Consider the following 23,546-nt stretch of genomic DNA (forward strand, 5'->3'; position numbering starts at 1 on the left):
TCAGGTGCGGATGTCGACGCCCAGATGCTTGGCGACGGTGAAGATGTCCTTGTCGCCGCGGCCCGACAGGTTCACCACCATGATATGGTCGCGCGGCAGCTCGGGCGCGATCTTGACGACATGGGCGAGCGCATGGCTGGGCTCCAGCGCCGGGATGATGCCTTCGAGCCGGCACAGGGCCTGGAAGGCCGCCAGCGCCTCGTCATCGGTCACGCTGACATATTCGGCCCGGCCCTGTTCCTTGAGCCAGGCATGTTCCGGGCCGATGCCGGGATAGTCGAGCCCGGCGCTGATCGAGTGGCCTTCAAGGATCTGGCCCTCGTCGTCCTGCAAGAGATAGGTGCGGTTGCCGTGCAGCACGCCGGGGCGGCCGCCGGTCAGGCTGGCGCAATGCTGCATGCGCGCGTCGACGCCCTTGCCGCCGGCCTCGACGCCGATGATGCGCACCGAGGGATCGTCGAGGAAGGGGTGGAACAGGCCCATGGCGTTCGAGCCGCCGCCGATCGCCGCGACCACGCTGTCGGGCAGGCGGCCCTCGCCCTCCTGCTCGGCCAGCTGCCAGCGGGTCTCGCGGCCGATGATGCATTGGAAGTCGCGCACCATGGCCGGGTAGGGATGCGGGCCGGCCACCGTGCCGATGCAATAGAAGGTGTCGCGCACATTGGTCACCCAGTCGCGCAGCGCGTCGTTCATCGCGTCCTTGAGCGTGCCGCGGCCAGAAGTGACCGGCACCACCTCGGCGCCCAGGAGCCGCATGCGGAACACGTTCGGCGCCTGGCGTTCGACGTCATGGGCGCCCATGTAGACGATGCATTTCAGCCCGAAGCGGGCGCAGACCGTCGCCGTCGCCACGCCGTGCTGCCCGGCGCCGGTCTCGGCGATGATCCGGGTCTTGCCCATGCGGCGCGCCAGCAGGATCTGGCCCAGCACGTTGTTGATCTTGTGGCTGCCGGTGTGGTTCAGCTCTTCGCGTTTCAGGTAGATCTTCGCGCCGCCCAGTTCCTCGGTCAGGCGGGGCGCGAAATAGAGCGGGCTGGGGCGGCCGACGTAATGCTTCCACAGATCGTCCATCTCGGCCCAGAAGCTCGGGTCGTCCTTGGCGCGGTCGTATTCCGCCTGGAGGTCGAGGATCAGTGGCATCAAGGTCTCGCTGACGAAGCGGCCGCCGAAGATGCCGAAGCGGCCCTGTTCGTCCGGGCCGGTCATGAAGCTGTTGATGAGGTCTTCGGCCATGGCTCTCCTCGCGGCGCGGTCGGAATGGGTATTTGGGAAACGGTGAAAGCCCGTCAGAGGGTTTTCTTATATCCGATATGGGAGGGGGTAAAGCCGAGCCTGTCGTAGAAGCGATGCGCGTCGCTGCGGCTGCGGTTGGTGGTGAATTGCAAGAGCCGGCAGCCGGCGGCGCGGGCGCGGGTCTCGGCATCGCCGATCAGCGCCGCGCCGACGCCCCGGCCGCGCAGGTCGGGGCGGACGCGCACGCCCTCGATCTGGGCGCGGCGGGCGGCCTGGAGCGACAGGCCGGAGATGAAGGTGATCTGGTAGCAGGCGACCACCTGCCCGTCGAGCACGCCGACGATCAGCCGGTTCGCGGCCTCGGCCTGCATGGCATCCCAGGCGGCGAGATAGGGGGCGAGGTCGTCGCCCTCGCGCGTCTGGCCCAGCATGTCGTCGCGCAGGAGCGCAAGGATGGCGGGAACCTCGTCGCGCCGCGCCTCGCGGAAGGCGACGGCGGCGGTCACAGGATCGGCGCCGTGGCGCGGGCGATGAAGCGGCGGATGCGCTCGGGATCCTTGAGGCCCGGCGCGCTTTCGACGCCGGAGGAGACATCGACGCCCGGCGCGCGGGTCAGGCGGATCGCCTCGGCCACGTTTTCGGGCGTCAGGCCGCCGGCCAGCAGCCAGGGCTTGAGGATCTGCCGCCCGGCCAGCAGCCGCCAGTCGAAGGCCAGGCCGTTGCCGCCAGGCAGGGGCGCGTCCTTGGGCGGCTTGGCGTCGATCAGCAGCATGTCGGCCACCAGGCCGTAGTCCCAGAGCTGATCGAGATCCTGCGGATCGGCCACGCCCACCGCCTTCATCACCGGCAGGCCGCTGCGTGCCTTGATCTCGGTCACGCGGGCCGGCGTCTCGGTGCCGTGCAACTGGATCAGGTCCAGGGGCACGCGGGCGAGCACCGCGTCCAGCGCCGCGTCGTCAGGGTCCACGAACAGCCCGACCTTGGCCACGCCCAGCGGCACTTGCGCGGCAAGCTCAGCCGCCGTTTCGGGGGCCAGATGGCGCGGGGACTTGGGGAAGAAGACGAAGCCGACATAGCGCGCCCCGGCCTCGACGGCCGCGGCAAGGCCGGCGGCCTCGGTCAGGCCGCAGATCTTGACGGAGACGGCCATGGTTCAGCGCGGTGCCGGCAGGGTCGAGCCGGAACCTGCCGGCGCGGCCGGCTTGCGGGCGGGATCGTCCAGGATCGCCAGCACCTCGTCGCGCGGCGCGGCATGGGTGCGGCGCAGGTCGCCGACCTCGCGCTGCAACTGCGCCAGGTCATGCGCGCGGCGGCTGGATTCGGCGCGCAGATGCGATTCGCGCAGCCATTCCCAGACCAGCCCGACCAGCACGCCGAAGACCATGGCCAGGAAGAGCGCCACGAAGGCCGGCATGGTCAGCGACCAGCGCCCGCCGGCGAATTGCGCCAAGGCCTCGGGCACCAGGCTGACGGTGACGGGCTGGCGATTCGCTGCCGCCAGCAGCATCAGCACGATGGCCAGAATGACAAGGAAGAAGACCCGGATCGTGCGCATCGCTGAACCCCGCAAAGATTGACGCCGGCAATCTGGCCTATTCGGCGAGGCCGTTCAACCGTTCGCGCAGCAGCTTGCCGGTCTTGAAGAAGGGCACATGCTTTTCGTCCACGCTGACGGTTTCGCCGGTGCGCGGGTTGCGGCCCTGGCGCGCGTCGCGTTTCTTCACCGAGAAGGCGCCGAAGCCGCGCAACTCGACCCGGTCGCCCCGTGCCATGGCGTCGATGATCTCCTCGAACACGGTGTTCACGATCCGCTCGACATCGCGCTGGAACAGATGCGGGTTTTCCTCGGAGATTTTCTGGATCAGTTCGGATCGGATCATTGCGGTTCCTGAATCTGGTGTTCCAACAATTCCTGTCGCCCGATCATAGGGCTGGCGGCGCGGCATTCAACGACAGAACGCATGGTGCGCGGTTTGGTTGCCGTGCTTTTCAAGACTTTATGGTTCAATCGGCGGCGATCCGCAATGAAAAGCGCCCCCGGACGGGCCGGGGGCGCAAAGTTCAGCCTATGGTTGGCTCAGCTGCGGCCCTTGAGCGCGGCGCCCAGGATGTCGCCCAGCGAGGCGCCCGAATCCGAGCTGCCATACTGTTCGACCGCTTCCTTCTCTTCGGCGATCTCGCGCGCCTTGATCGACAGGCCCAGGCGGCGGGTCTTGGTGTCGATGTTGGTGACGCGGACATCGACATGATCGCCGACCTGGAAGCGCTCGGGGCGCTGGTCCTGACGGTCGCGGGCCAGGTCCGAACGACGGATGAAGGACTTCATGCCGTTGTATTCGACCTCGATGCCGCCATCCTCGATCGCCGTCACGGTGACGGTGATGACCGAGCCGCGCTTGACGCCCTCGACGGCCTCGGCCATCGCGTCGTTTTCAAGCGCCTTGATCGAGAGCGAGATGCGCTCCTTCTCGATGTCGACTTCCTGGACCACGGCTTTCACCACGTCGCCCTTGCGGAAGTCCTGGATGGCTTCCTCGCCGCGGGTATCCCAGCTGATGTCCGACAGGTGGACCATGCCGTCGATATCGCCTTCCAGGCCGACGAACAGACCGAATTCGGTGATGTTCTTGACCTCGCCCTCGATGACGGTGCCGACGGGATGGGTCTCGGCAAAGACTTCCCACGGGTTGCGCATGGTCTGCTTGAGACCCAGCGAAACGCGGCGCTTGGCTTCGTCGATCTCCAGCACCATGACGTCGACTTCCTGCGAGGTCGAGACGATCTTGCCGGGATGGACGTTCTTCTTGGTCCAGCTCATTTCCGAGACGTGGACCAGGCCCTCGACGCCGGCTTCCAGCTCCACGAAGGCGCCGTAATCGGTGATGTTGGTCACGCGGCCGGTATGGACCGAGCCGATCGGGAACTTGTCGGCCACGGTATCCCACGGGTCGGCCTGAAGCTGCTTCATGCCCAGGCTGATGCGGTGGGTGTCCTTGTTGATCTTGACGACCTGGACCTTGACGGTCTCGCCGATCGACAGGATCTCGGACGGGTGGTTGACGCGGCGCCAGGCCATGTCGGTGACGTGCAGCAACCCGTCAACACCGCCCAGATCGACGAAGGCGCCGTATTCGGTGATGTTCTTGACCACGCCCTCGACGGTCTGGCCTTCCGACAGGTTGGCGATGACCTCGGCGCGCTGCTCGGCGCGGCTCTCTTCCAGGATGGCGCGGCGCGACACGACGATATTGCCGCGGCGGCGATCCATCTTCAGGATCTGGAAGGGCTGTTTCAGGCCCATCAGCGGGCCGGCGTCGCGCACCGGGCGCACATCGACCTGCGAACCGGGCAGGAAGGCCACGGCGCCGCCCAGGTCGACGGTGAAGCCGCCCTTGACGCGGCCGAAGATGGCGCCTTCGACGCGCTCTTCCGCGGCATAGGCTTTCTCCAGGCGGTCCCATGCCTCTTCGCGGCGGGCCTTCTCGCGCGAGATCGAGGCTTCGCCGCGGGCGTTCTCGACGCGGTCCAGATAGACCTCGACCTCATCGCCGACCGCGATGGCGGGGGCTTCGCCGGGATTGGCAAATTCTTTCAGATCGACGCGGCCTTCCATCTTGTAGCCGACGTCGATGATGGCCTGGCCCGCCTCGATGGCGATGACCTTGCCCTTGACGACCGAGCCCTCTTCGGGCGTGTCGATGGCGAGGCTTTCGTTCAGGAGGGCCTCGAATTCCTCCATGGTCGCTTTAGCGCACATATAGATCCAGTTTCCTTTTCGATCATTGCTGGCCATGCGGTTGGCTCCGCCGGTCTTTTTGTAGATGCCGGGATAAGCGCAAAGGGTCGCGGCATGCGCCCGACCCTGTTGAAGCGGCCTGTTCTGGCCCCATCGCTTACCTTGACGGGCGGGATATAACGCTCATCGGCCGTCCTGGCAAGCGCCGAGGCCCGGCAGATGCGCGCAAATCTCGCGCCCGAGCAGTTCCAGCAGATCCGCGGCGGGCATGGCGCGCGCGCGCGGCGCCTGGGTTCCCGCCCATTGCGCCGCGTAGTCCGAGCCGCCCGCCGCCGCATGCAGCCGCTTGGCCGCGTCATAGGTGATGGGGTAATCCGGCAGCGGCGGGGCCTCGGGTGCCGCGCCAAGCGCGGTCAGCCGGTTGGCAAGCCCGCGCGCCGGACGGCCCGAGATGGCGCGGGTCATCACCGTGTCGCCGGGCTGCGCGCCGGCCAGCCGGCTGCGATAGGCCTCGCTGGCGGCCGATTCCGGGCAGGCGACGAAGGCGGTGCCCATCTGCACCGCCGCCGCCCCGGCGACAAGGTGGCGCGCCGCATCGGCGCCGTCCATGATGCCCCCGGCCGCGATCACCGGCAGGCCCAGGTCCAGCAGTTCGGCCAGCAGCGCCGCGGTCGGCAGGCATTCGTCGGGGCCGTCGGGGTCGAAGATGCCGCGGTGGCCGCCGGCCTCGTGGCCCTGGGCCACGATCAGGTCGAGCCCCGCGTCGCGGATCGCCAGCGCCTCGGCCCGCGAGGTCGCGGTGGCGGCCAGGGTCGCGCCCATGTCGCGCAGGGCGGCGATGCGCTCGGCCGAAGGCAGGCCGAAATGAAAGCTGACCAGCGCCGGGCGCGCCGCAAGCACCGCGCGCAGCATCTCGTCATCGGCGACAAAGCTGCGATAGACCTCTGCGATGCCGGTCGGAGGCTCGGCCCCGGCGCGGCGGAACTCGGGCGCGAGATAGTCGAGCCAGGCCATTTCCCGCGCGGGATCGGCCTGGGCGGGGCGGTGGCAGAACAGGTTGACGCCATAGCGGTCCGAGCCCAGCCGCGCGCGCGTCTCGGCCATCATCGCGGCGGCCTGCGCGGCATCGGCGGCGCCCAGCCCCAGCGAGCCGAGGCCCCCCGCCAGGCTGACCTCGGCGGCAAGATGCGGCGTCGCGGTGCCGGCCATCGGCGCCTGGATCACCGGCACGCCCAGGTCGGTCAGCTGGAAACGCGGGCTCATGCGCCGGCCTCCCTGGCGCAGGCGATGGCGCGGGCCACGGCCTCGTCGATGGTCATTGCGCTGGTATCCAGCAGCAGCGCGTCATCGGCCGGGCGCATCGGCGCCACGGCGCGGGCGGCGTCGCGGGCGTCGCGCTCGCGCAATTCGGCCAGGATCCGCGCCTCGTCGGCGCCCAGTTCCAGCGCCCGGCGGCGGGCGCGGATCTCGTCGCTGGCGGTGACATAGAGCTTCAGTTCGGCCTCGGGGCAGATCACCGTGCCGATGTCGCGCCCGTCCAGCACCGCGCCTGGCTCGGTGCGGGCGAAGCGGCGCTGGAACTCGACCAGCGCGGCGCGCACCTCGGGGATGGCGGCGACGCGGCTGGCGGCCTGCCCGGCCTCGGCGCTGCGCAGGTCGGGGCGGGCCAGATCCGCGGGGGCAAGCGCGCGCGCCGCGGCGACGGGGTCGCCGCCCTTGGCGCCCACGGCGCGGTAAAGCAGCCCGGTGTCGAGATGGGCAAAGCCGAAATGCCCGGCAAGCGCGCGGGCGATGGTTCCCTTGCCCGATGCGGCGGGTCCGTCGATGGCGATGGTGAAGGGCATGGGGCCTCGGACTTTTTTGGGGGGAGGGCGGTCCCGGCATCGCCCGTGCCCGGCCAAATGCCGGCCGGCCCGGTTTCAGATCCGGGCCGCAACCTTGCAAGGGCCGCCAGGGACATCCGCCGGACGGCTGCCCGTCCGCGACTGGATCATGGTGCCGGTTGCACCCGGCCTTGCCATGCGTTGCCTGCTGCCTGCGCCTTTGTCAATATCCGGGGCCGGAAAGCGCCGGCGGCCGGCGCCGGCGGTCAAGGCCGCGCGGCAGGCAGGACCAGTTCGGCCCGCTCGCCCCCGCCTTCGCGGGCGGCGAGGCGCAGCTCTCCGCCCATCGCCTCGACGGCGGCCGCGACGATGGAAAGGCCCAGCCCGCTGCCGCTGCCCGAGGGGCTGGCCGAACCGCGATAGAACCGCTCGGTGACATGGGGGCGGTCGGCCTCACTGATGCCGGGACCGCGGTCCAGCACGCTGAAGCGGACTGTTTCCTGGTCGCGGGTCAGCCGGGCCTCGACGCCGGCGCCCGAAGGCGAGGCGAGGATCGCGTTTTCCAACAGGTTGCGCAGCGCCGGTGCCAGCAGGGCGGCCTGCGGGCTGCGCCATTCGGCCGCGCCCGTTTCCAGGTGCAGCGCGACGCCGCGCACCTGCGCCAGCCCGGCGAGTTCGTCGGCCACCTCGGCAAGGATGCGCGCACCGTCCTGCGCGGGGGTCTGCGCCGCGTCGATGGCGTTTTCGGCCGCAGTCATGTCCAGAAGCTGGCGCACCATGCGGTCGGTGCGGTCCACGCCCCGCGCGATCTGCGCCAGCGCCCGCTCGCGCGTCGCGGCATCGGGGGCCAGCGTCGCGACCTGCGCCTGGGTCTTCAGTCCGGCCAGCGGCGTCTTCAGCTCATGCGCGGCGAAGGCGGTAAAGCTGCGCTCGCGCTCACGCAAGCCTTCGACGCGGTGGAAGAGGCCGTTCAGCGCCTCGATCATGGGGCGCAGTTCCGAAGGCGCGCCGTTCTCTGGCAGGGGACCGAGATCGGTGGCCGGGCGGTGGGCCAGCGTCCGCGCCAGCCGGTCCAGCGGCGCCAGCCCGCCGCGCACCGAGAGCCAGATCAGCGCCGCCAGCAGCGGCAGGATCAGCATCGCCGGGGTCAGAAGCCCCATCACCACGCCATGCACCAGCCGGTCGCGCATGGAACGCGCATCGCCGACCATGACGCGGATGCCCAGCTCCGCATCGATATGGGTATAGACGCGCCAGACCTCGCCATCGACCTCGCGCTCGCTGAAGCCTTCCTGCTCGGCCAGCTGGCCCGAGGGCGCGCCGTCGGATTCGCTTTTCAACTGGCCGTCGAAGCCCCAGACCTGGCAGATCAGCTGGCGGGCGTAGTCGTGCCGGCCCATGTCGGACAGGGCCGGCGCCTTGTCGACCAGCATCGCCGCATCCGGTCCGGGCATGCCGCCGTTGCGGCGGATCAGCGAGGCCACCATCTGCGCCGATTCCTGCAGCCGCCGGTCCAGCACATGGCCGACCTCGGTGCGGGTCGAGTGCTGGATCCAGGCCAAGGCGGACAGCCAGATGACGCCGGTCGCGGCCAGCAGGATGATGAACAGCCGCTTGCGGATCGAGGTCATCCCTTTCTCCCGTTCTCGGCGGGTTTCCCCAGCCGGTAGCCGGCGCCGCGCACCGTCTCGATGAAGGTCGCGCCAAGCTTCGCGCGGAGCTTGTGGATATGGACCTCGACCGTGTTGCTCTCGACCTCTCCCTGCCAGCCATAGAGCCGCTCTTCCAGGACGGGCTTGGCCAGGATGGCGCCGGGATGTTCGATCAAGGCCTGGAGGATGGCGAATTCCCGGCGCGAGAACGGAATATCGTCGCCGTTCCGCCTGCCGCGCATGGTCGCCGGGTCGAGTTCCAGGCCATTCCACGCGATCACGGCCGAGGCCCGGCCTTCCTGGCGGCGCAGCATGGCGCGCAGCCGGGCGGCAAGTTCCGCAAGGTCGAAGGGCTTGCCCAGGTAATCGTCGGCGCCGGCATCGAGACCGCACACCCTGTCGCGCACCTGATCGCGTGCGGTCAGCAGAAGGACCGGGATTCGCGATCCCCTGCTGCGCAGTTCCGCCAGCAGGTCCAGGCCCGAACCGTCGGGCAGCATGATGTCCAGGACCATGCCCACGAAGCCGCCGCCTTCCAGCGCGGCGCGGGCATCGGCCAGGGTGCCGACGCTATCGGCCGTGAACCCCGACAGGCCTAATCCGACGCCGAGGCCGTCGGACAGGACCGGATCGTCCTCGACAATCAGCAGGCGCATGCGCGTTTCCCCGTAGTTCCTGATGATCACGTTATCGTCGACGGACCTTAAGCTGGGCTTAAGGTGGCGTCTTTAGCCAGTCCCCATGATGACGAGATTGTTCCCTGCCCCTATCGCGGCGCTGCTGTCGCTGCTGATCGCGGCCCTTGTGGTGACCTGGGCCTCTGCCCAGACCCATGAGCCGCCCCTGCAACCGCAGGACGCTTTCGCCCTGACCGTCAGCCGGGACGAGGACGGCGCGCTGGTGCTGAACTGGCGCATCGCCGAAGGATATTATCTCTATCGCAGCACCTTCGCGGCGGAAGCCGACGGGCAGAGCCGGCCGTTGTCCCTGCCCGAGGGCGAGAGCTACGAGGATCCCTATTTCGGCGAAGGCCAGATCTATCGCGGCGAGGTCGCGGCACGGCTGGAGAACGCCGGTCGCCCCGTCACCCTGCACTGGCAGGGCTGCCAGCAGGACGGCATCTGCTATGCGCCGCAAAGCGTAAGGCTGGATGGCGATGGCACGTTGCTGGCGGATGCTCCCAAGCAGGAAGGCTCCGCCGGCGGCTCGGGCTGGAGCCCGCAGCCCGCAGATCCCGCGGCGGTTTCCGGTGCCGGACTGACCTTGGCCCAGGACCAGGGGCTGGTGCAGGGTCTGGCCGCGCGCGGGGGCGGGGCGCTGGTGATTGCCGGTTTCCTCGGCTTCGGGCTGCTGCTGGCCTTCACGCCCTGCGTGTTTCCGATGTTCCCCATCGTCGCGGGCATGCTGGCCGGGCAGGGCGAGAGGCTGACCGCGCGGCGCGGGCTTTTGCTGGCCAGCGCCTATGTGCTGGCGATGGCGTCGGCCTTCGGGCTGCTGGGCGTAGCGGCGGCATGGTCGGGGGCGAATCTGCAAATGGTGCTGCAATCGCCCGCCGCCATCGCGGTCGCCGCGGTGCTTTTCGTGGCGCTGGCGCTGTCGATGTTCGGCTTCTACGAACTGCAAATGCCGCAGGCGCTGCAAACCCGGCTTGGGCGTGTCGGCGGCCGGCGCGGTTCGGTCGGCGGCGCGCTGGTGCTCGGCGTCACCTCGGCGCTGATCGTCGGGCCTTGCGTGACCGCGCCGCTGGCCGGGGCGCTGCTCTACACCGCGCAGACCGGCGAGGTGATGCTGGGGGCCGCGGCGCTGTTTGCATTGGGGCTGGGGCAGGGGCTGCCGCTGCTGGCCATCGGGCTTTTCGGCCCGCGCATCCTGCCTCGCAGCGGCGGCTGGACGCAGGGTGCCAAGCGCGCCTTCGGGGTGATCTTCCTGGGCTTCGCGATCTGGCTGGCGGGGCGCGTGCTGCCGGGGCCGGTCACGCTGGCGCTCTGGGCGGCGCTGCTGGTCGGGACGGCGGTGTTCCTGGGCGCGCTGGACCGGCCGGAAGGTGACGCGACGCGAGGCCGCCGGCTTGGGGCGGCGCTTGGCATCCTGCTGCTGTTCGCAGGGCTGATGCAAGGATTCGGGGCGGCGCTGGGGGCGGATGATCCGCTGCGGCCGCTGGCGCCGCTTGCGGGTCGCGCGGTGCCGGCGCCGACCGAGACGCAATTTGCCGAGGTCGCCACGCGGGCCGAACTGGAACAGGCCCTGGCCTCGGCCGACGGCCGGCCGGCACTGGTCTATGTCACCGCCGACTGGTGCGTGACCTGCCGCGCCATCGAACGCGGGCCCCTGGCCGACCCTGCCGTCCACGCCGCGCTCGCGGGCCTGGCGGGGATCAAGGTCGATGTCAGCGCCTTCAACACCGAGGCGCAGGCGCTGATGCAGGATCTGGCCGCCGCCGGGCCGCCGACGATGGTCTTTCTGGATGCGGCCCGCGCCGAGGCGCCAGGCAGCCGGCTGGTCGGCGAGATGGACAGCGCCGCGCTGCTGGCCTCGATCGCGAAGGTGGTGCCGTGACGGCGATCTCGATCGGCCCGCTGGTCTTCGACGGCGCGCGTTTCGCGGCGGTCGTGGCGCTGCTGCTGTTCTTCCTGGTGGTCGAGATCGCGGCGCGGCTGCAAAAAGGCGACGCGGGCCGATGGGCCGGCATTGCCGTGCTGGCCTGGACCCTTGGCGCGCGCACGGGCTTCGTCATCGCCAACTGGTCTGCCTTCACCCCCCATCCGCTGGACGCGCTGAAGCTCTGGCAGGGCGGTTTCCTGCCCGCTGCCGGCTGGGCCGGGGGCATCGCCGTCCTGTTGCTGGCGCTGCTGCGCCGGGCGCGGGGGGCAGCCCTGCCGCTGGTCCTGGGCGGCGCGGTGGCGCTGGCCGGGCATCAGGCCGTCATCGCCGCGCTGCCGCCGCGCCCCTCGGTCATCCTGCCGGACCTGCAACTGATCGCGCTGGACGGACGCGGGGTGCAACTGGGCGGGCGCGGCTGGCCCGTGGTGCTGAACCTCTGGGCGACCTGGTGCCCGCCCTGCCGGCGCGAGATGCCGATGATGACCGACCTGGCCGCGAATACGCCCGGCGTCGAGTTCGTCTTTGCCAACCAGGGCGAGGAAGCGGCCCGGATCATGGCCTTCCTGCGAGACGAAAAGCTGCCCCGCGAAGGCATGATCCGCGATCCGCATGGCCGGCTGATGGGGGCGCTTGGTGCGATCGGCCTGCCCTCGACGCTGGTCTTCGACGCCAAGGGCCGGCTGGTCGCGGCGCAGACGGGCGAGATTTCGCGCGCCGCCCTGGCCCGGATGATCGCGCAAGCGACAGGAGAATGACCATGAGCCCGATACGAACCGCATTGGCGGGCGCAACGCTGCCGGCACCGGCGGCCTGCGCCTCGACCGGACCCGCGGCCCCCGCCGATCCGCCGCCGCCCGCCATCCGCCCCGAAGTGGCGGCCATGTATGGCGCTGTCGAGGATAATGGCCATCAAATCCCCGCCGTCTCGCCGCGACTGCTCACCGAGGACATGGCCCGGAAACTGGTGGATTACTGGAGCGACGAGAAGCCCGGCACGATCATCGTCGATCCCCATGCCCGCACCCTTTATCAGGTCCGGCCCGGCAGCAAGGCGATGCGCTATGCCGTCGCCGTGGATGCGGCCGGCCACGGCTTCACCGGCGAGGCGCTTATCCCCTATCAGCGCGACTGGCCAAGCTGGAAGCCCGCCGACAACATGATCGCGACCCAACCGGAGCTTTATGGTCCGGTGGAAAAGGGCCTGGAGGGCGGCATCGGCAACCCGATGGGCGCCCGCGCGCTTTATCTGCACAATGGCCGGGGCGACTCCTATTGCCGCATCCACGGCACCATGGACCCGGCCTCGATCGGGCAGGCGACCTCGGCGGGCTGCATCCGGCTGTTCGACCAGGACATCATCCGCCTGGCCGAACAGACCGGCAGCATGACGAAGGTGATCGTGCTGACCCGCGCCGAATCCGGCAAGGGCACCATGCCGTCCGGCCAGCCTTTGCCTGCGCCGCAGGATGCGCTGGCTGCCGGCCGCGAGCAGACAGGAGGAACGACATGAGCATCACCCGACGCGACATCCTTGCCGGCACCGCGGGGGCAGGGCTGGCAGGCATCCTGGGCGGAACGGTCCTGCTGGGCAGGGGCGGGAATACGGCAAGCGATACGGCCGGAGCCGGTATCGACGACGTGCTGCACGATCCCGACAATCCCGCCCTGGGCAATCCCGAGGGGGCGCTGACCATCGTCGAATATTTCGACTACCAATGCCCCTATTGCAAGATGGGCCATGCCATGCTGACCGATATGGTCGGAAAGGACGGCGATATCCGGCTGGTGATGAAGGACTGGCCGATCTTCGGCGCGCCCTCGGTCCTGGCCAGCCAGCTGGTTCTCGGGGCGGCGTCGATGGGCCGCTATGCGCAGGCCCATGCGGCGCTGATGGTGACCGAGGCCAGGCTTTCCGAGGACCAGATCCGGCAGGTGCTGGGGGATGGCGGCATCGACACCGGGGCGGCGCTGGCCGCCTATCGCGCCGAACGCGACAAGTGGGACGGGCTACTGTCGCGCAACGCGGCGCAGGCCGCGGAACTGGGCCTGCGCGGCACGCCGGCCTTCATCATCGGCGCCAGGATCTATCCCGGCGCGCTGGACGAGACCCGCCTGCGCAGCGCCATCGCCGCAGCGCGGCAGATGTCCTGAGCGAGATGGTCTAGAAAGGGCGGGAATCCCGCCGACATCGCCTTGCGGCGCCGCCGTCGGGCCTCGATACCTGAAGGAGAGATCATGCACCGTCGAAGCCTTGTCCTTGCGGGGGCCAGCCTGCTGTCGCTGCCGATCCTGGGCCAAACCGCCCAAGCGCAGGAACGCGACAACCCCATGCCCGACGACTTGCGCCAATCGCTGGAACGCGATCCCACGGCCCCGGTCCTGGGCAACCCGCGGGGCGACATCACCCTGACCGAGTTCTTCGACTATAACTGCCCGTTCTGCCGCAAGATGGTCGAGCCGATGCACCGGCTGATCACCTCGGACAAGAACCTGCGGGTGGTGTTCCGGGAATGGCCGGTCTTCGGCGAGGATTCGGATTTCGCGGCGCGGGCCTCGCTGGCCTCGCTGCAACAGGGCAAATACTGGCAGTTCCACACCACGCTGTTCCGCACCAAGGGCCGGGTGACCGAGGCCGCCACGATGCGCGCCGCCCGCGACATCGGCCTGGACATCGCCCGGCTGGAGCGCGACATGGCCGCCGAGCCGGTCGAGCGCCACATTTCCATGAGCCACATGCTGGCCGAGCATATGGGGTTGATGGGCACCCCCAGCTTCATCGCGGGCGACGAGGGCGCGTTCGGCGAATACAGCCTCGAGGATCTGCGCGGCCTGGTCCGGCGTGCGCGAGAGACGATGGGTTGAGCAAGGGGACAACGGCTGCCGGCAGGCCGTCGCCTGCATGGTGCCGGACCCCGAGACGCGGCGCGGCAGGTTCAGCCGCAGGCCCGTTGTCGTGATGGCGGGCTGCCCCCCGACCGGTCCCCGCTCAGCCGCGCACCCTTGTCGACTTGGGATCGTAGAGGGGGACGAGGCTGGGCCCGGCGGGCACGATGCGGCCGGCCACGTCGATGGCATAGTCCGATGCCAGGATCTCGGCCGCGGTCTCGTCGGTCCGGCAGGGGACGTAACCCAGCCCGACCGCGGCGCCGAGGGCGTGGCCGTAATTGCCCGAGGTCAGATGGCCCACGATCCTGCCGTCGCGCAGGATCGGCTCGTTGTGGAACAGCAGCGGCTCGGGATCCTTCAGCCGGAACTGGAGCAGGCGGCGCTCCAGCCCGGTCTCGCGCTTCTTCAGCACCGCCTCGCGGCCGATGAAATCGCCCTTGCCGGTCTTGACCGCAAAGCCCAGGCCCGCCTCCAGCACATGATCCTCGTCGGTGATGTCATGGCCGAAATGGCGATAGGCCTTTTCGATGCGGCAGCTGTCCATGGCGTGCAGCCCGCATAGCTTCAGCCCCACCTGCTCTCCCGCCTCGGCCAGGGTCTCGAAGACATGGGCGGCCTGGTCGGTCGGGACGTAAAGCTCCCAGCCGAGCTCGCCGACATAGGTGACGCGATGGGCGCGGGCCAGGCCCATGCCGATCTCGATCTCGCGCGCGACACCGAAAGGATGCGCCTCGTTCGACAGGTCGTCGGGCGAGACCAGCGACAGCAGTTCCCGCGAGCGCGGACCCATCAGCGGCAGCACGGCTTCGGCGGCGGTGATGTCGGTGATCGTCACCCATTGCTCGCCCAGATGCCGGCGCAGCCAGGCCAGGTCGCGCTGCAAGGTTGCACCGGGCACGACCAACAGGAAGGCGGTTTCCGACAGCCGCGTCACCGTCAGGTCGCATTCAATGCCGCCGCGGGTGTTCAGCATCTGCGTATAGACGATCCGCCCCGCCGCCACGTCCATGTCATTCGCGCAGAGCCGCTGCAGGAAGGAAGCCGCATCGCGCCCCTCGACCCGGATCTTGCCGAAGCTGGTCATGTCCAAGAGGCCCACGCCCTCGCGCAGCGCCAGATGCTCGGCGCGCTGGTTGTCGAACCAGTTCTGGCGCTTCCAGCTGTAACGGTATTCGCGCTCTTGCCCGTCATTGGCGAACCAGTTGGCGCGTTCCCAACCCGCGGCCTCGCCGAAGACCGCGCCGCGCGCCTTCAGATGCTCGTGCAGCGGCGAGCGGCGGATGCCGCGCGAGGTCGCCATCTGGCGATAGGGGAAATGGTCGGCATAGAGCAGGCCCAGCGTTTCGCTGACCCGTTCCCTCAGATAGCAGCGATTGCGCTGGAAGGGCTGGGCGCGGCGGATGTCCACCTCCCACAGGTCGAAGGGCGGCTCGCCGTCTTCCATCCATTGCGCCAGCGCCATGCCGGCCCCGCCGGAGGAGACGATGCCGATGGAATTGTAGCCCGCCGCGACCCAGTAGCCGGCAAGCTCAGGCGCCTCGCCCAGGTAATAGCGGTCGTCGGGGGTGAAGCTTTCCGGTCCGTTGAAGAAGGTGTGGATCCCCGCCTGGCCCAGCAGCGGCATCCGCGCCACCGCCCTTTCAAGGACCGGCTCGAAATGGTCGAAATCCTCGGGCAGCTGGTCGAAGCAGAAATCCTCGGGGATGCCCGCCATGCCCCAGGGCTTGGCCCTGGGCTCGAAGGCGCCAAGCAGGATCTTGCCCGCGTCCTCCTTGTAATAGGCGCATTCGTCGGGGACGCGCAGCACCGGCAGCCGGGCCAGTTCGGGGATATTCTCGGTGACGATGTAGAAATGCTCGCAGGCATGCAGCGGCAGGGTGACGCCGCTCGCGGCCGCGAGATCGCGGCCCCACATGCCGCCGCAATTCACCACGTTTTCGGTGGCGATATGGCCGCGCTCTCCGCCGGCTTCCCAATCGACGCCGGTCACGCGGCCACCCTTGGTGACGACGCGCGTGACCTTGACCTGCTCGATGATCTTTGCGCCGCGCATCCGCGCGCCCTTGGCCAGCGCCAGCGCGATATTGCCCGGATCGGCCTGGCCGTCCAGCGGCAGGTGCACCCCGGCGACCAGGTCGGAGATCTCCAGATGCGGGTAAAGCTCCAGCACCTCGCGCGGGGAAAGCTTGTTCACGTCCACGCCGAAGGCGCGGGCCAGCGCCGCCTGGCGCAGGATCTCCTCGCGCCGTTCCCCGGTCAGGGCGACGGTGATCGAGCCGCATTGCCGCAGGCCGGTTGCCAGCCCGGTTTCCGCCTCCAGCCTGGCGTAGAGATCGGCGGAATATTTCGCCAGCCGCGTCATGTTCTGGCTGGCGCGCAGCTGGCCGATCAGCCCCGCCGCGTGCCATGTGGTGCCGGATGTCAGCTGCTTGCGTTCCAGCAGCACGATGTCGGTCCAGCCGAGCTTCGCCAGGTGATAGGCGACGGAACAGCCGGAAATGCCGCCGCCGATGATGACGGCGCGGGCTTGGCGGGGGAGTGCGACCATGATGGGTTATCCGCTGTTGAACTGGGTGGGCTGCGCGCAGGGCCGATGCCCTGCGATCCTTTGGCGGGCAAGAGGCGACCGGGCGTTTCCATTCTGCCGACATGCCGAAACTATCCATGGCAAGAATGAAATTTCAATCAATAATTTCAATAATAATGATTACTGGTATAAAATTTCATATATGAGCCGCTGGCCTGTTGAAATTTCACAATGATTGCTGCACCCTGCCAGGCACCATCAGAAGGAGAGCCGATGGGCCATCACGTTGGCGAAGACATCCGGTCGCTGCGCAAGTCGCGGGGCATGACGCTGCATGAGCTTGCGGGCGATGTCGGGCGCTCGGTCGGCTGGCTGAGCCAGGTCGAGCGCGGGCAGACCGCGCCGTCGGTCCACGACCTGGGGCAGATCGCGGACCGGCTGGGGGTGAACATCAGCTTCTTCTTCCGGTCCTCCAGCCGGGCGCCCGAGGAACGCGGTCTGGTCCTGCGCGCGGCGGACCGGACACCCATCGGCTCGCAGGAAAGCGGCCTCGTCGAGGAGTTGCTGTCGCCGACGCTCAGCGGCTCGTTCGAGATGATCAAGTCCACCTTCGCGCCGCGTTCCTCCAGCGGCGGGCGGCGCAAGGCGCGGCCGAAGGAGGACGGCGGCGTCCTGATCTCGGGCCGCCTGACCCTGATCGTCGGCGACCGCGAGATCCGGCTGGAGCCCGGCGACAGCTTCCAGTTCCGCGAGACCGATTATGCCTGGCGCAATGACGGCGACGAACCGGCCATCGCCATCTGGATCGTCTCGCCGCCGATCTACTAGCCGCGGGGGCCGACCCGGCCCTGGCGGATCGCGCGGCGCCCGTGACGGTCGCGCCGGTCCCATCGGGCCAAGCGGATCCCCGGCCCGCGGCCAGCAGCCGGGCGCCGATGCGGCCTGCAGCCGTCCGGCCATTGGAACGCCATGCAAAGGCGGCTATTTCCGCCGGCAGGCCCGGCAGGCCCGGCAGCAGGCGTCAAGCCTTTCGTCCGGGACGAACGCGTTCGCGCGATGCGCGCGGGCGATGCGGCCGGGCCCGCAGGTGGTCGAGGGGCTGCCTGCGGCGCGGCGCAGCCCCGCCTCGGTGCCCTGGCTGACCGGCCCAGCGGCTCCTGCCTGGTCAGCCGCCGTTCCCGCCCATATCACCAAGTCGAACGGTGGCATCATGGGCATCGGCCCGGCGCAGGCGGAGCCCGTGCGAATGATCCTGTCCGGCACCGATCCGGGGGTGATCGGTGCGGGCCTGCTGCCGATCCTGCTTTGCGGCTGGTCCGGGCTGCCCTGTCTTGGATCGCCGGCATCGGGCTGATGGGTGGCATGCTGGCCGCCGTGCCGGGCAGCATCGACTCGATCGCCATCCTTGCGATCGGAACGGGTGCCGATATCGCCTTTGCCATGAGCTTGCAGACCCTACGCCGGTTCGCCGTGGTGATCGTCGGTCCGCTGATCGCCACCGGAGTGGCGCACATGCGGCACCGCCAGCGCCAGGGCCGCGGCAGGATGTGATCCCCGCCGGCAACCCGCTGGTTGTCCGCGCCATGGCCCCGTTTCGGCGCGCGAAACCGGGCTGGCCAGCCACGGCCGCCGGGTCATGGGGATGCGCTCCGTCCCGATCTGGCCGGCGCATGGGGCGGCTGGAATGGCGCTCCGTCAGGGCAGTTCCCTGGCGGTTCGTTCGGCCAGCAGCGCGGCAAGGCCGGGCAGTTGCTCGACCAGCGGCTGCGGATCGTCGAGGCAGCGCAGGTCCAGCCAGACCGCGCCCTCGGCGATCCGCCCGATCACCGGCAGCGGCAGGTGGCGCAGCGCCCGGGCGATCCGCTCGGCGCTGGCCCCCGGCGCCGGAATGCGCAAGGCAAGGCTCGGCAGCGTCTGCAGCGGCAGCGCGCCCGAGCCGATCTGCGCCTGCGAGGCCGCGATTTCCGGCGCATGGTCCGCCGGCAGGGCGGCGGCCAGCGCGGGCAGGATTGCCTGGGCCATGGCCCGCATCCCGTTGGGCCGCCGGGCCAGGTGGCGCAGCGTGGGCAGGGTCTCGGCCAGCCGGTCGGGGTCGCGGTAAAGCGCCAGCGTCGCCTCCAGCGCCGCCAGCCGCACCTTGTCGAGCCGCAGGGCGCGTTTCAGCGGATGTTTCGCGCACCGTTCCACCAGATCGCGGCGCCCGGCGATGAAGCCCGCCTGCGGCCCCCCGAGCAGCTTGTCGCCGGAAAACGTCACCAGGTCCACGCCCTCGGCCAGCGCGTCCTGCGCGCTGCGCTCATGCGGCAGGCCCCAGCGCGACAGGTCGACCAGCGTGCCCGAGCCCAGGTCGTCGACCAGCGGCAACCCATGCCTGCGCGCCAGCGGCAGCAGCTCCGGGCAGCGCGTCTCATGCGTAAAGCCCAGCACCTGGTAGTTCGAGGGATGCACTTTCAGCAGCAGCGCCGTATCCGGGCCGATGGCGCCTTCGTAGTCGCGCAGATGGGTGCGGTTGGTGGTGCCGACCTCGCGCAGGCGGGTGCCGGCGCTTTCCATGATCTGCGGCATGCGGAACGAGCCGCCGATCTCGATCAGCTCGCCGCGCGAAACGATGGTTTCGCGCCCCGCCGCCAGCGCCGCCAACACCAAGAGGATGGCCGAGGCGTTGTTGTTGACGATGCAGGCGGCCTCGGCGCCGGTGATCTCGGCGACCAGCGCCTGCACCGCGTCGTCGCGCTGGCCGCGCCGGCCGGCGTCGAGGTCGTATTCCAGCGCCAGCGGCCCGGTCATGGCGCGCATGGCGGCCTCGACCGCCCGCGGGGCATAGAGCGCACGGCCGAGATTGGTGTGCAGCACCGTGCCGGTCATGTTGAGCACGCGCTTCATCGCCGGCGCGTGGCGCTGGTCGAGCCTTTCCAGCGCGGCCCCGGCAATCTGCCCGGCGGCGCTTTCGCGGCTTTCGATATCCGCGGTGCCGTCCAGCAGCCGCTGGCGGTATTCGTCCAGCAATTCACGGATGCAGGCCAGGCTTGCGGCATGGCCATGTGCGTCGATGCAGGACTGTCCCTGGGCCGATTGCAGAATCTCATGGACGGGGGGCAGGCGGGAAAGCGCGGATGGCATCTGTCGGTCCTTTGGGTGCCGGGGTTGCTGGATTCATGATGTGCGATCCCGATGCGATGCGACAGGGTCTTGGGGATTTTTCTGGCCTGCGCCGCCGCCTGGGCGTTGTGAACCGGGAACGGCAAGCGGCCGAGCCGGAGGACGAGCCGCCCGCATCGCGCGCCATCGGCCTGCCCGGACGCGCGCCCTCGGGCGGGGCCGAGGGGTTCGCCATGGCGCCGGCCCCGGCGCGGCCGGCCATCAGTTTCGCAGGCGGCGCGAAGCCCTTCTCGCGGATCTCGCCGGCACAGGCATTCGAAGCCATGCCACCGGCGCCGAGCGGCCGCTTCTCGGGTGGTGCGGGCGCCGCAAGGCCCGGCCCCGCCTTTCTCAGGGCTCCAGCAGGGCCTTGCGGAAATCGGGGTCCGAGAGCACCACCTCCTTCGCTCCCAGCGCCGCCGCGCGCTCCAGCGCCCGCGAGGTCTGGACCTGCGCATATTCGACCGCCTGCGCCAGGCTGCGCCCGCTTCCCAGGGCGGCGGTGATGAGGCCGGCGAACAGGTCTCCGGTTCCTGCCATGGCCAGCGGCAGATGCGGCGTGGGGTGGCGCGACAGGCCTTCGGGGCCGTGGATCACGCTTTCCAGCATGCCCGGCGCCGTCTCGCGCAGCTTGCAGCCGGTGACGATCAGCTGCGCCTCGGGCGCCATGCGCAGGGCGCGGGCGGCGCGGTGGATGTCGGCCAGTTCCGCGATGGGCTGGCCGGTCAGCCAGGCGACCTCGAACGGGTTGGGCGAGGCGATGTCGGCCAGGGGCAGCAGCCGGTCGCGGAAGGTGTCGGCGATCTCCCTGGGCACATAGAGCCCCGGCTGCTCGTCGCCCAGCACCGGGTCGCAGTAATAGCGCAGGTGCGGGTTCGCCGCCTTGGCGCGGGCGACGAAATCGGCGGTCAGCCGCGCCACCTCGGCCGAGCCGATATAGCCGGTCAGCAGGAAATCCGCGCGCTGGGGCAACCCGCGGTCCCAGGCGCCCTGCAGCAGCTCGGCGAAGAAATCGCCCGGCAGCGCCCGGCCGCGCAGGCTCGGGTAGTCCGGCGTGTTGGAAAAGATCACCGTCGGGATCGGCGCCACCTCCAGCCCGGCGGCCAGCATCGGAAAGACCGCGGCGGAATTGCCGACATGGCCCATGACCACCTGGCTCTGGATCGAGATCGCCAGCGGCCGGCTCATGCGCTGCCCTCCAGCCGCCTGGACCAGTCCTCGACCCGTCCGCTCTCCAGCCGGCGGATGGCGTAGCGCCGCCAGCCCTCGGCCAGCACGTCGAGCGCGGCGATGCCCTGCAGCTCGCCCAGGTTCAGCCGGTCCACGTAAAGCGCATGCCACAGCCGGCGCAGCGTCCAGTCGGGCGCTACCCGGTCGATCAGTTCCAGCCGGTCGCCGGACGCCACGATCCCCGGCTCCAGCACGCGGTAATACCAGCCGGTGCGGCCGCTTTGCTGCACGCGCCGCGCCATGTCCTCGATGCCGAAGCGCCGGTTCAGCTTCCAGCAGGGCTGCCGCCCCTGCGAGACCTGCACCAGTGCCCCGCCCAGCCGGAAGATGTCGCCCACCGCCACCTCCGCCTCGGTCGGCCCCTCGGTCGAGATATTCTCGCCAAAGGCGCCGGGCGTTTCCAGAAGTCCCCTGATTTCTTCGTTCCTCAAATACCCCACGGGGGGCCGGGGGTGTGAAACCCCCGGTGCTTCGGCCAGGCGCGGCCGTCCAAGCTCCTCGCGCCAGGCTGCATAATGATCGAACGGATAGTGATGCACGGCCTTTTCCGGCCCGCCATGCACGCGGCGGTCGGCCTGCTCGTCGCCTTCGAATCCCTCGGGGCCAAGCGCCAGCGGCCGGTCCACCGGGCGCTTGTCGATGCCGCTTTTCTGCTCGCTTCCGGACAAGGGGGCGGCCTTGCCCGTCAACAGGATGATTTCCGGCATGGTTGCCCTCCGTTCGCATCGCCGCCAGATTAGCCAAACCCCCGGCAGGCTCAAGGGAGCCGGCGTCGCATCTTTCCTGCCCGTCCCTTGGGCAGCGTCGCCCGAAACCTGCCCGCCGGCGTGCAGATCCGGTGCGGGACGGTGCGGCGAGGGGGCGATGCGTTGCGGGCGCGCTGTTTCGGTGGCAACTGCAAGGGCGGCACAGGCAGGAAGCAGATGGACAAGCGCCTTTCCATCGTCGTCATCGAACCCGACCCCGAGCGCGCCGCCCCGATCGTGGACGGGCTGCGCGAAATCGGCGACCATGACATCCGCATCATTTCCGAGGAGACCGGGCTGGCGCGCCATATCGCCGAATGCCGGCCCGACATCGTGCTGATCGACCTGGCCAACCCCTCGCGCGACGTGCTGGAGGAACTGGCGGTGGCCTCGGGCCCGACCGAGCGGCCGGTGGCGATGTTCGTGGACCGCTCGGACGAGCACCTGACCCGGGCGGCGGTCGAGGCCGGGATCTCGGCCTATGTCGTGGATGGGCTGCGGCCGGAGCGCATCAAGCCGGTGCTGGACGCGGCCGTCGCGCGCTTTCACATGGTCCAGCGCATGCGCGCCGAACTGGCCGCCACCCGCGCGGCGCTGGAGGAGCGCAAGGTGATCGACCGTGCCAAGGCGGTGCTGATGAAGGCGCGCGGCATCGACGAGGAGGCCGCCTATGCGCTCTTGCGCAAGACGGCGATGGACCAGGGCAAGCGCGTGGCCGAGATCGCGCAGCAGCTGGTCCTGGCCGCGGGGTTGCTCTCATGCCGCTGACGCCCCTGCGCCTGGGCTATGTGCCGCTGATCGACGCCGCACCGCTGATCGTGGCGCGCGAGCTGGGCTTTGCCGCCGAGGAGGGCTTGGAGTTCCGGCTGCTGCGCCTGGGTGCCTGGGCGCAGGCCCGCGACATGCTGGGCGCCGGGCTGATCGAGGCGGCGCATATGCTGGTGCCGATGCCGGTGGCGCAGGCGCTGGGGTTGGGGCCGGCGCTGCCGGACCTGGACCTGGTGATGTTCCTGTCCCAGGGCGGGCAGGCGGTCGCGGTCAGCGCCGCGCTGGCCGCCAGGATGCGCGACCAGGGCCATGATTTCGACTTCCGCGACGCCCGCAAGGCCGCCCATGCCCTGCATGGCGCCGCCCCCGGCCGGCTGCGGGTGGGCGTGCCCTTTCATTTCTCGACCCAGCTGGAACTGATCCGGCACTGGCTCGGTGCCTGCGATTTCCGCCCGGCCTTGGAGGTCGTCACCGTGCCGCCGCCGCTGATGGCCGAATCCATGGCCGCGGGCGAGGTCGATGCCTTCTGCGTCGGCGAGCCCTGGGCGTCGAGTGCCTTGGACCGCGGCCTTGCCGCGCTGCTCTTGCCCGGCACGGCGATCTGGGCCTCGCCGCCGGAAAAGGGGCTGGTGCTGCGCCGCAACTTTTCCGAAGCCGAGCCGCAGCTGACGGGCGCGCTGATGCGGGCGGTCTGGCGCGCCGGGCGCTGGCTCGACGAGCCCGAGAACCGCGACACCGCCGCCGAGATCCTGTCGCGGCGCGAATATCTGGATCTGCCGGCCGAACTGGCCGAGCGCGGGCTGACCGGGCGGATGCAGGTCACGCCTTCGGGCGAGATCCGCCATGTGCCGGGCTTCGTCGCCTTCCATGCCGGGGCGGCGAATTTCCCTTGGAAAAGCCTGGCTGCACTGTTCGCGCAGCGCATCGCCCTGCGTCACGGGCTGGAGCCGGGACCGGCGATGCAAAAGGCGATGGCGCATTTCCGCACCGATCTTTACCGCCGGCACCTGCGCGAGGCGGGGGCGGCGCTGCCCGGCGCCTCGGCCCGGCTGGAGGGCGCGCTGGCTGAGGACCGCGAGGTCGCGGCCGAAAAGGGGCAGATGATTCTGCGTGCCGATGCCTTCTTCGACGGCACCGTCTTCGAGCCCCCTTTCGCCGGTTGAGCGTTTTGCAGGCAGGCCGGGCATGGGGCTGCCCGGCATTCGG

The 23,546-nt window shown here is 69.8% G+C and carries 25 protein-coding genes; 11 read left to right on the forward strand and 14 right to left on the reverse strand.

The genetic code is table 11. From position 1 onward, the window contains the following. The 10 genes from trpB to ACNKFW_RS13920 all read right to left on the reverse strand — a co-directional run bounded on the left by trpB (position 1) and on the right by ACNKFW_RS13920 (position 9,100). Positions 1-1,233, reverse strand: a complete 1,233-nt coding sequence (trpB, locus tag ACNKFW_RS13875) for a tryptophan synthase subunit beta (protein WP_147429112.1) — start codon at positions 1,231-1,233, stop codon at positions 1-3. A 53-nt stretch (positions 1,234-1,286) separates the two neighbouring features. After that, positions 1,287-1,739, reverse strand: a complete 453-nt coding sequence (locus ACNKFW_RS13880; RefSeq protein ID WP_147429111.1) for a GNAT family N-acetyltransferase — start codon at positions 1,737-1,739, stop codon at positions 1,287-1,289. Further along, entirely contained in the window at positions 1,736-2,383 is a 648-nt protein-coding gene (locus tag ACNKFW_RS13885; RefSeq protein WP_024842478.1) for a phosphoribosylanthranilate isomerase, read from the reverse strand. The genes ACNKFW_RS13880 and ACNKFW_RS13885 overlap by 4 nt, the downstream gene beginning before the upstream one ends. 3 nt (positions 2,384-2,386) lie before the next feature. Continuing rightward, a complete protein-coding gene (locus ACNKFW_RS13890) occupies positions 2,387-2,788 on the reverse strand; it encodes a LapA family protein (protein ID WP_024842479.1) in 402 nt (133 codons plus the stop codon). Between the two features lie 37 nt (positions 2,789-2,825). Next, positions 2,826-3,113 (reverse strand): integration host factor subunit beta, encoded by a 288-nt coding sequence (ihfB, locus tag ACNKFW_RS13895; protein WP_024842480.1) that lies wholly within the window; start codon positions 3,111-3,113, stop codon positions 2,826-2,828. Positions 3,114-3,310: 197 nt separating this feature from the next. Next, complete coding sequence (gene rpsA / locus ACNKFW_RS13900; protein ID WP_024842481.1) at positions 3,311-4,990, reverse strand: 30S ribosomal protein S1; 1,680 nt, start codon at positions 4,988-4,990, stop codon at positions 3,311-3,313. 162 nt (positions 4,991-5,152) lie between these two features. Further along, positions 5,153-6,232 carry an NAD(P)H-dependent flavin oxidoreductase gene (locus tag ACNKFW_RS13905; RefSeq protein WP_147429110.1) on the reverse strand — a complete coding sequence of 360 codons (1,080 nt, stop codon included), beginning with the start codon at positions 6,230-6,232 and terminating at the stop codon, positions 5,153-5,155. Further along, positions 6,229-6,813, reverse strand: coding sequence for a (d)CMP kinase (locus ACNKFW_RS13910; protein ID WP_024842482.1), 585 nt, complete (start codon positions 6,811-6,813; stop codon positions 6,229-6,231). The genes ACNKFW_RS13905 and ACNKFW_RS13910 overlap by 4 nt, the downstream gene beginning before the upstream one ends. A 245-nt stretch (positions 6,814-7,058) precedes the next feature. Beyond that, positions 7,059-8,423, reverse strand: a complete 1,365-nt coding sequence (locus ACNKFW_RS13915) for an ATP-binding protein (protein WP_333484778.1) — start codon at positions 8,421-8,423, stop codon at positions 7,059-7,061. Beyond that, positions 8,420-9,100 (reverse strand): response regulator, encoded by a 681-nt coding sequence (locus tag ACNKFW_RS13920; protein ID WP_147429108.1) that lies wholly within the window; start codon positions 9,098-9,100, stop codon positions 8,420-8,422. Before ACNKFW_RS13920 ends, ACNKFW_RS13915 begins: the two co-directional genes overlap by 4 nt. A 97-nt stretch (positions 9,101-9,197) precedes the next feature. Here ACNKFW_RS13920 and dsbD point away from each other — a divergent pair, with 97 nt between their 5' ends. The 5 genes from dsbD to ACNKFW_RS13945 all read left to right on the forward strand — a co-directional run bounded on the left by dsbD (position 9,198) and on the right by ACNKFW_RS13945 (position 13,907). Continuing rightward, positions 9,198-11,000: a protein-disulfide reductase DsbD gene (gene dsbD, locus ACNKFW_RS13925; protein WP_147429107.1), complete on the forward strand. Its 1,803-nt coding sequence runs from the start codon at positions 9,198-9,200 to the stop codon at positions 10,998-11,000. Further along, positions 10,997-11,800, forward strand: coding sequence for a TlpA disulfide reductase family protein (locus ACNKFW_RS13930; protein WP_147429106.1), 804 nt, complete (start codon positions 10,997-10,999; stop codon positions 11,798-11,800). Before dsbD ends, ACNKFW_RS13930 begins: the two co-directional genes overlap by 4 nt. Positions 11,801-11,802: 2 nt before the next feature. After that, on the forward strand, positions 11,803-12,555 hold the full coding sequence (locus tag ACNKFW_RS13935) for a L,D-transpeptidase (protein WP_244314488.1): 753 nt from the start codon (positions 11,803-11,805) through the stop codon (positions 12,553-12,555). Continuing rightward, a complete protein-coding gene (locus ACNKFW_RS13940) occupies positions 12,552-13,196 on the forward strand; it encodes a DsbA family protein (RefSeq protein WP_147429104.1) in 645 nt (214 codons plus the stop codon). Before ACNKFW_RS13935 ends, ACNKFW_RS13940 begins: the two co-directional genes overlap by 4 nt. An 84-nt stretch (positions 13,197-13,280) precedes the next feature. After that, positions 13,281-13,907: a DsbA family protein gene (locus tag ACNKFW_RS13945; RefSeq protein WP_028709834.1), complete on the forward strand. Its 627-nt coding sequence runs from the start codon at positions 13,281-13,283 to the stop codon at positions 13,905-13,907. Positions 13,908-14,031: 124 nt separating this feature from the next. On the opposite strand, the gene ACNKFW_RS13950 is transcribed toward ACNKFW_RS13945, so the two are convergent. Further along, on the reverse strand, positions 14,032-16,479 hold the full coding sequence (locus ACNKFW_RS13950; RefSeq protein ID WP_418025468.1) for a GcvT family protein: 2,448 nt from the start codon (positions 16,477-16,479) through the stop codon (positions 14,032-14,034). Between ACNKFW_RS13950 and ACNKFW_RS13955 the strand changes: the two genes are divergently transcribed. The 4 genes from ACNKFW_RS13955 to ACNKFW_RS13970 all read left to right on the forward strand — a co-directional run bounded on the left by ACNKFW_RS13955 (position 16,478) and on the right by ACNKFW_RS13970 (position 18,009). Next, positions 16,478-16,693, forward strand: a complete 216-nt coding sequence (locus tag ACNKFW_RS13955; protein ID WP_418025470.1) for a hypothetical protein — start codon at positions 16,478-16,480, stop codon at positions 16,691-16,693. The genes ACNKFW_RS13950 and ACNKFW_RS13955 overlap by 2 nt on opposite strands. A 38-nt stretch (positions 16,694-16,731) precedes the next feature. Beyond that, positions 16,732-17,286, forward strand: coding sequence for a helix-turn-helix domain-containing protein (locus ACNKFW_RS13960; protein WP_147429102.1), 555 nt, complete (start codon positions 16,732-16,734; stop codon positions 17,284-17,286). Between the two features lie 241 nt (positions 17,287-17,527). Then, the gene (locus tag ACNKFW_RS13965; RefSeq protein ID WP_024842492.1) at positions 17,528-17,812 is read left to right on the forward strand and encodes a hypothetical protein; all 285 of its coding nucleotides are present in this window, start codon (positions 17,528-17,530) and stop codon (positions 17,810-17,812) included. 8 nt (positions 17,813-17,820) lie between these two features. Then, positions 17,821-18,009: an AbrB family transcriptional regulator gene (locus ACNKFW_RS13970; RefSeq protein WP_244314489.1), complete on the forward strand. Its 189-nt coding sequence runs from the start codon at positions 17,821-17,823 to the stop codon at positions 18,007-18,009. 144 nt (positions 18,010-18,153) lie between these two features. Here the strand turns inward: ACNKFW_RS13970 and selA are convergent, their stop codons facing one another. From selA to ACNKFW_RS13985, 3 genes are all read right to left on the reverse strand, one after another. After that, positions 18,154-19,578, reverse strand: a complete 1,425-nt coding sequence (gene selA / locus ACNKFW_RS13975) for an L-seryl-tRNA(Sec) selenium transferase (protein ID WP_024842494.1) — start codon at positions 19,576-19,578, stop codon at positions 18,154-18,156. A 369-nt stretch (positions 19,579-19,947) separates the two neighbouring features. After that, entirely contained in the window at positions 19,948-20,784 is an 837-nt protein-coding gene (gene pdxY / locus ACNKFW_RS13980) for a pyridoxal kinase (protein ID WP_028709832.1), read from the reverse strand. Further along, positions 20,781-21,533: an MOSC domain-containing protein gene (locus ACNKFW_RS13985; RefSeq protein ID WP_024842496.1), complete on the reverse strand. Its 753-nt coding sequence runs from the start codon at positions 21,531-21,533 to the stop codon at positions 20,781-20,783. Before ACNKFW_RS13985 ends, pdxY begins: the two co-directional genes overlap by 4 nt. 216 nt (positions 21,534-21,749) lie before the next feature. Between ACNKFW_RS13985 and ACNKFW_RS13990 the strand changes: the two genes are divergently transcribed. Both ACNKFW_RS13990 and ACNKFW_RS13995 read left to right on the forward strand, forming a co-directional pair. Continuing rightward, on the forward strand, positions 21,750-22,340 hold the full coding sequence (locus tag ACNKFW_RS13990; RefSeq protein WP_024842497.1) for an ANTAR domain-containing response regulator: 591 nt from the start codon (positions 21,750-21,752) through the stop codon (positions 22,338-22,340). Further along, entirely contained in the window at positions 22,331-23,503 is a 1,173-nt protein-coding gene (locus ACNKFW_RS13995) for a CmpA/NrtA family ABC transporter substrate-binding protein (RefSeq protein WP_024842498.1), read from the forward strand. Before ACNKFW_RS13990 ends, ACNKFW_RS13995 begins: the two co-directional genes overlap by 10 nt. The last annotated feature ends 43 nt before the right edge of the window (positions 23,504-23,546 follow it).

The sequence above is a fragment of the Paracoccus sp. TD-10 genome, from assembly GCF_048270675.1.
Lineage (GTDB): Bacteria > Pseudomonadota > Alphaproteobacteria > Rhodobacterales > Rhodobacteraceae > Paracoccus > Paracoccus pantotrophus.

Excerpts from the sequence above, each read along its gene's own strand:
- trpB (WP_147429112.1), bottom strand. The coding sequence starts at position 1,233 with ATGGCCGAAGACCTCATCAACAGCTTCATGACCGGCCCGGACGAACAG.
- ACNKFW_RS13885 (WP_024842478.1), bottom strand. The coding sequence starts at position 2,383 with ATGGCCGTCTCCGTCAAGATCTGCGGCCTGACCGAGGCCGCCGGCCTT.
- ACNKFW_RS13890 (WP_024842479.1), bottom strand. The coding sequence starts at position 2,788 with ATGCGCACGATCCGGGTCTTCTTCCTTGTCATTCTGGCCATCGTGCTG.
- ihfB (WP_024842480.1), bottom strand. The coding sequence starts at position 3,113 with ATGATCCGATCCGAACTGATCCAGAAAATCTCCGAGGAAAACCCGCAT.
- rpsA (WP_024842481.1), bottom strand. The coding sequence starts at position 4,990 with ATGTGCGCTAAAGCGACCATGGAGGAATTCGAGGCCCTCCTGAACGAA.
- ACNKFW_RS13905 (WP_147429110.1), bottom strand. The coding sequence starts at position 6,232 with ATGAGCCCGCGTTTCCAGCTGACCGACCTGGGCGTGCCGGTGATCCAG.
- ACNKFW_RS13910 (WP_024842482.1), bottom strand. The coding sequence starts at position 6,813 with ATGCCCTTCACCATCGCCATCGACGGACCCGCCGCATCGGGCAAGGGA.
- ACNKFW_RS13915 (WP_333484778.1), bottom strand. The coding sequence starts at position 8,423 with ATGACCTCGATCCGCAAGCGGCTGTTCATCATCCTGCTGGCCGCGACC.
- ACNKFW_RS13920 (WP_147429108.1), bottom strand. The coding sequence starts at position 9,100 with ATGCGCCTGCTGATTGTCGAGGACGATCCGGTCCTGTCCGACGGCCTC.
- ACNKFW_RS13935 (WP_244314488.1), top strand. The coding sequence starts at position 11,803 with ATGAGCCCGATACGAACCGCATTGGCGGGCGCAACGCTGCCGGCACCG.
- ACNKFW_RS13940 (WP_147429104.1), top strand. The coding sequence starts at position 12,552 with ATGAGCATCACCCGACGCGACATCCTTGCCGGCACCGCGGGGGCAGGG.
- ACNKFW_RS13945 (WP_028709834.1), top strand. The coding sequence starts at position 13,281 with ATGCACCGTCGAAGCCTTGTCCTTGCGGGGGCCAGCCTGCTGTCGCTG.
- ACNKFW_RS13955 (WP_418025470.1), top strand. The coding sequence starts at position 16,478 with ATGATGGGTTATCCGCTGTTGAACTGGGTGGGCTGCGCGCAGGGCCGA.
- ACNKFW_RS13950 (WP_418025468.1), bottom strand. The coding sequence starts at position 16,479 with ATGGTCGCACTCCCCCGCCAAGCCCGCGCCGTCATCATCGGCGGCGGC.
- ACNKFW_RS13960 (WP_147429102.1), top strand. The coding sequence starts at position 16,732 with ATGGGCCATCACGTTGGCGAAGACATCCGGTCGCTGCGCAAGTCGCGG.
- ACNKFW_RS13965 (WP_024842492.1), top strand. The coding sequence starts at position 17,528 with ATGCGGCCGGGCCCGCAGGTGGTCGAGGGGCTGCCTGCGGCGCGGCGC.
- ACNKFW_RS13970 (WP_244314489.1), top strand. The coding sequence starts at position 17,821 with ATGCTGGCCGCCGTGCCGGGCAGCATCGACTCGATCGCCATCCTTGCG.
- selA (WP_024842494.1), bottom strand. The coding sequence starts at position 19,578 with ATGCCATCCGCGCTTTCCCGCCTGCCCCCCGTCCATGAGATTCTGCAA.
- pdxY (WP_028709832.1), bottom strand. The coding sequence starts at position 20,784 with ATGAGCCGGCCGCTGGCGATCTCGATCCAGAGCCAGGTGGTCATGGGC.
- ACNKFW_RS13985 (WP_024842496.1), bottom strand. The coding sequence starts at position 21,533 with ATGCCGGAAATCATCCTGTTGACGGGCAAGGCCGCCCCCTTGTCCGGA.
- ACNKFW_RS13990 (WP_024842497.1), top strand. The coding sequence starts at position 21,750 with ATGGACAAGCGCCTTTCCATCGTCGTCATCGAACCCGACCCCGAGCGC.
- ACNKFW_RS13995 (WP_024842498.1), top strand. The coding sequence starts at position 22,331 with ATGCCGCTGACGCCCCTGCGCCTGGGCTATGTGCCGCTGATCGACGCC.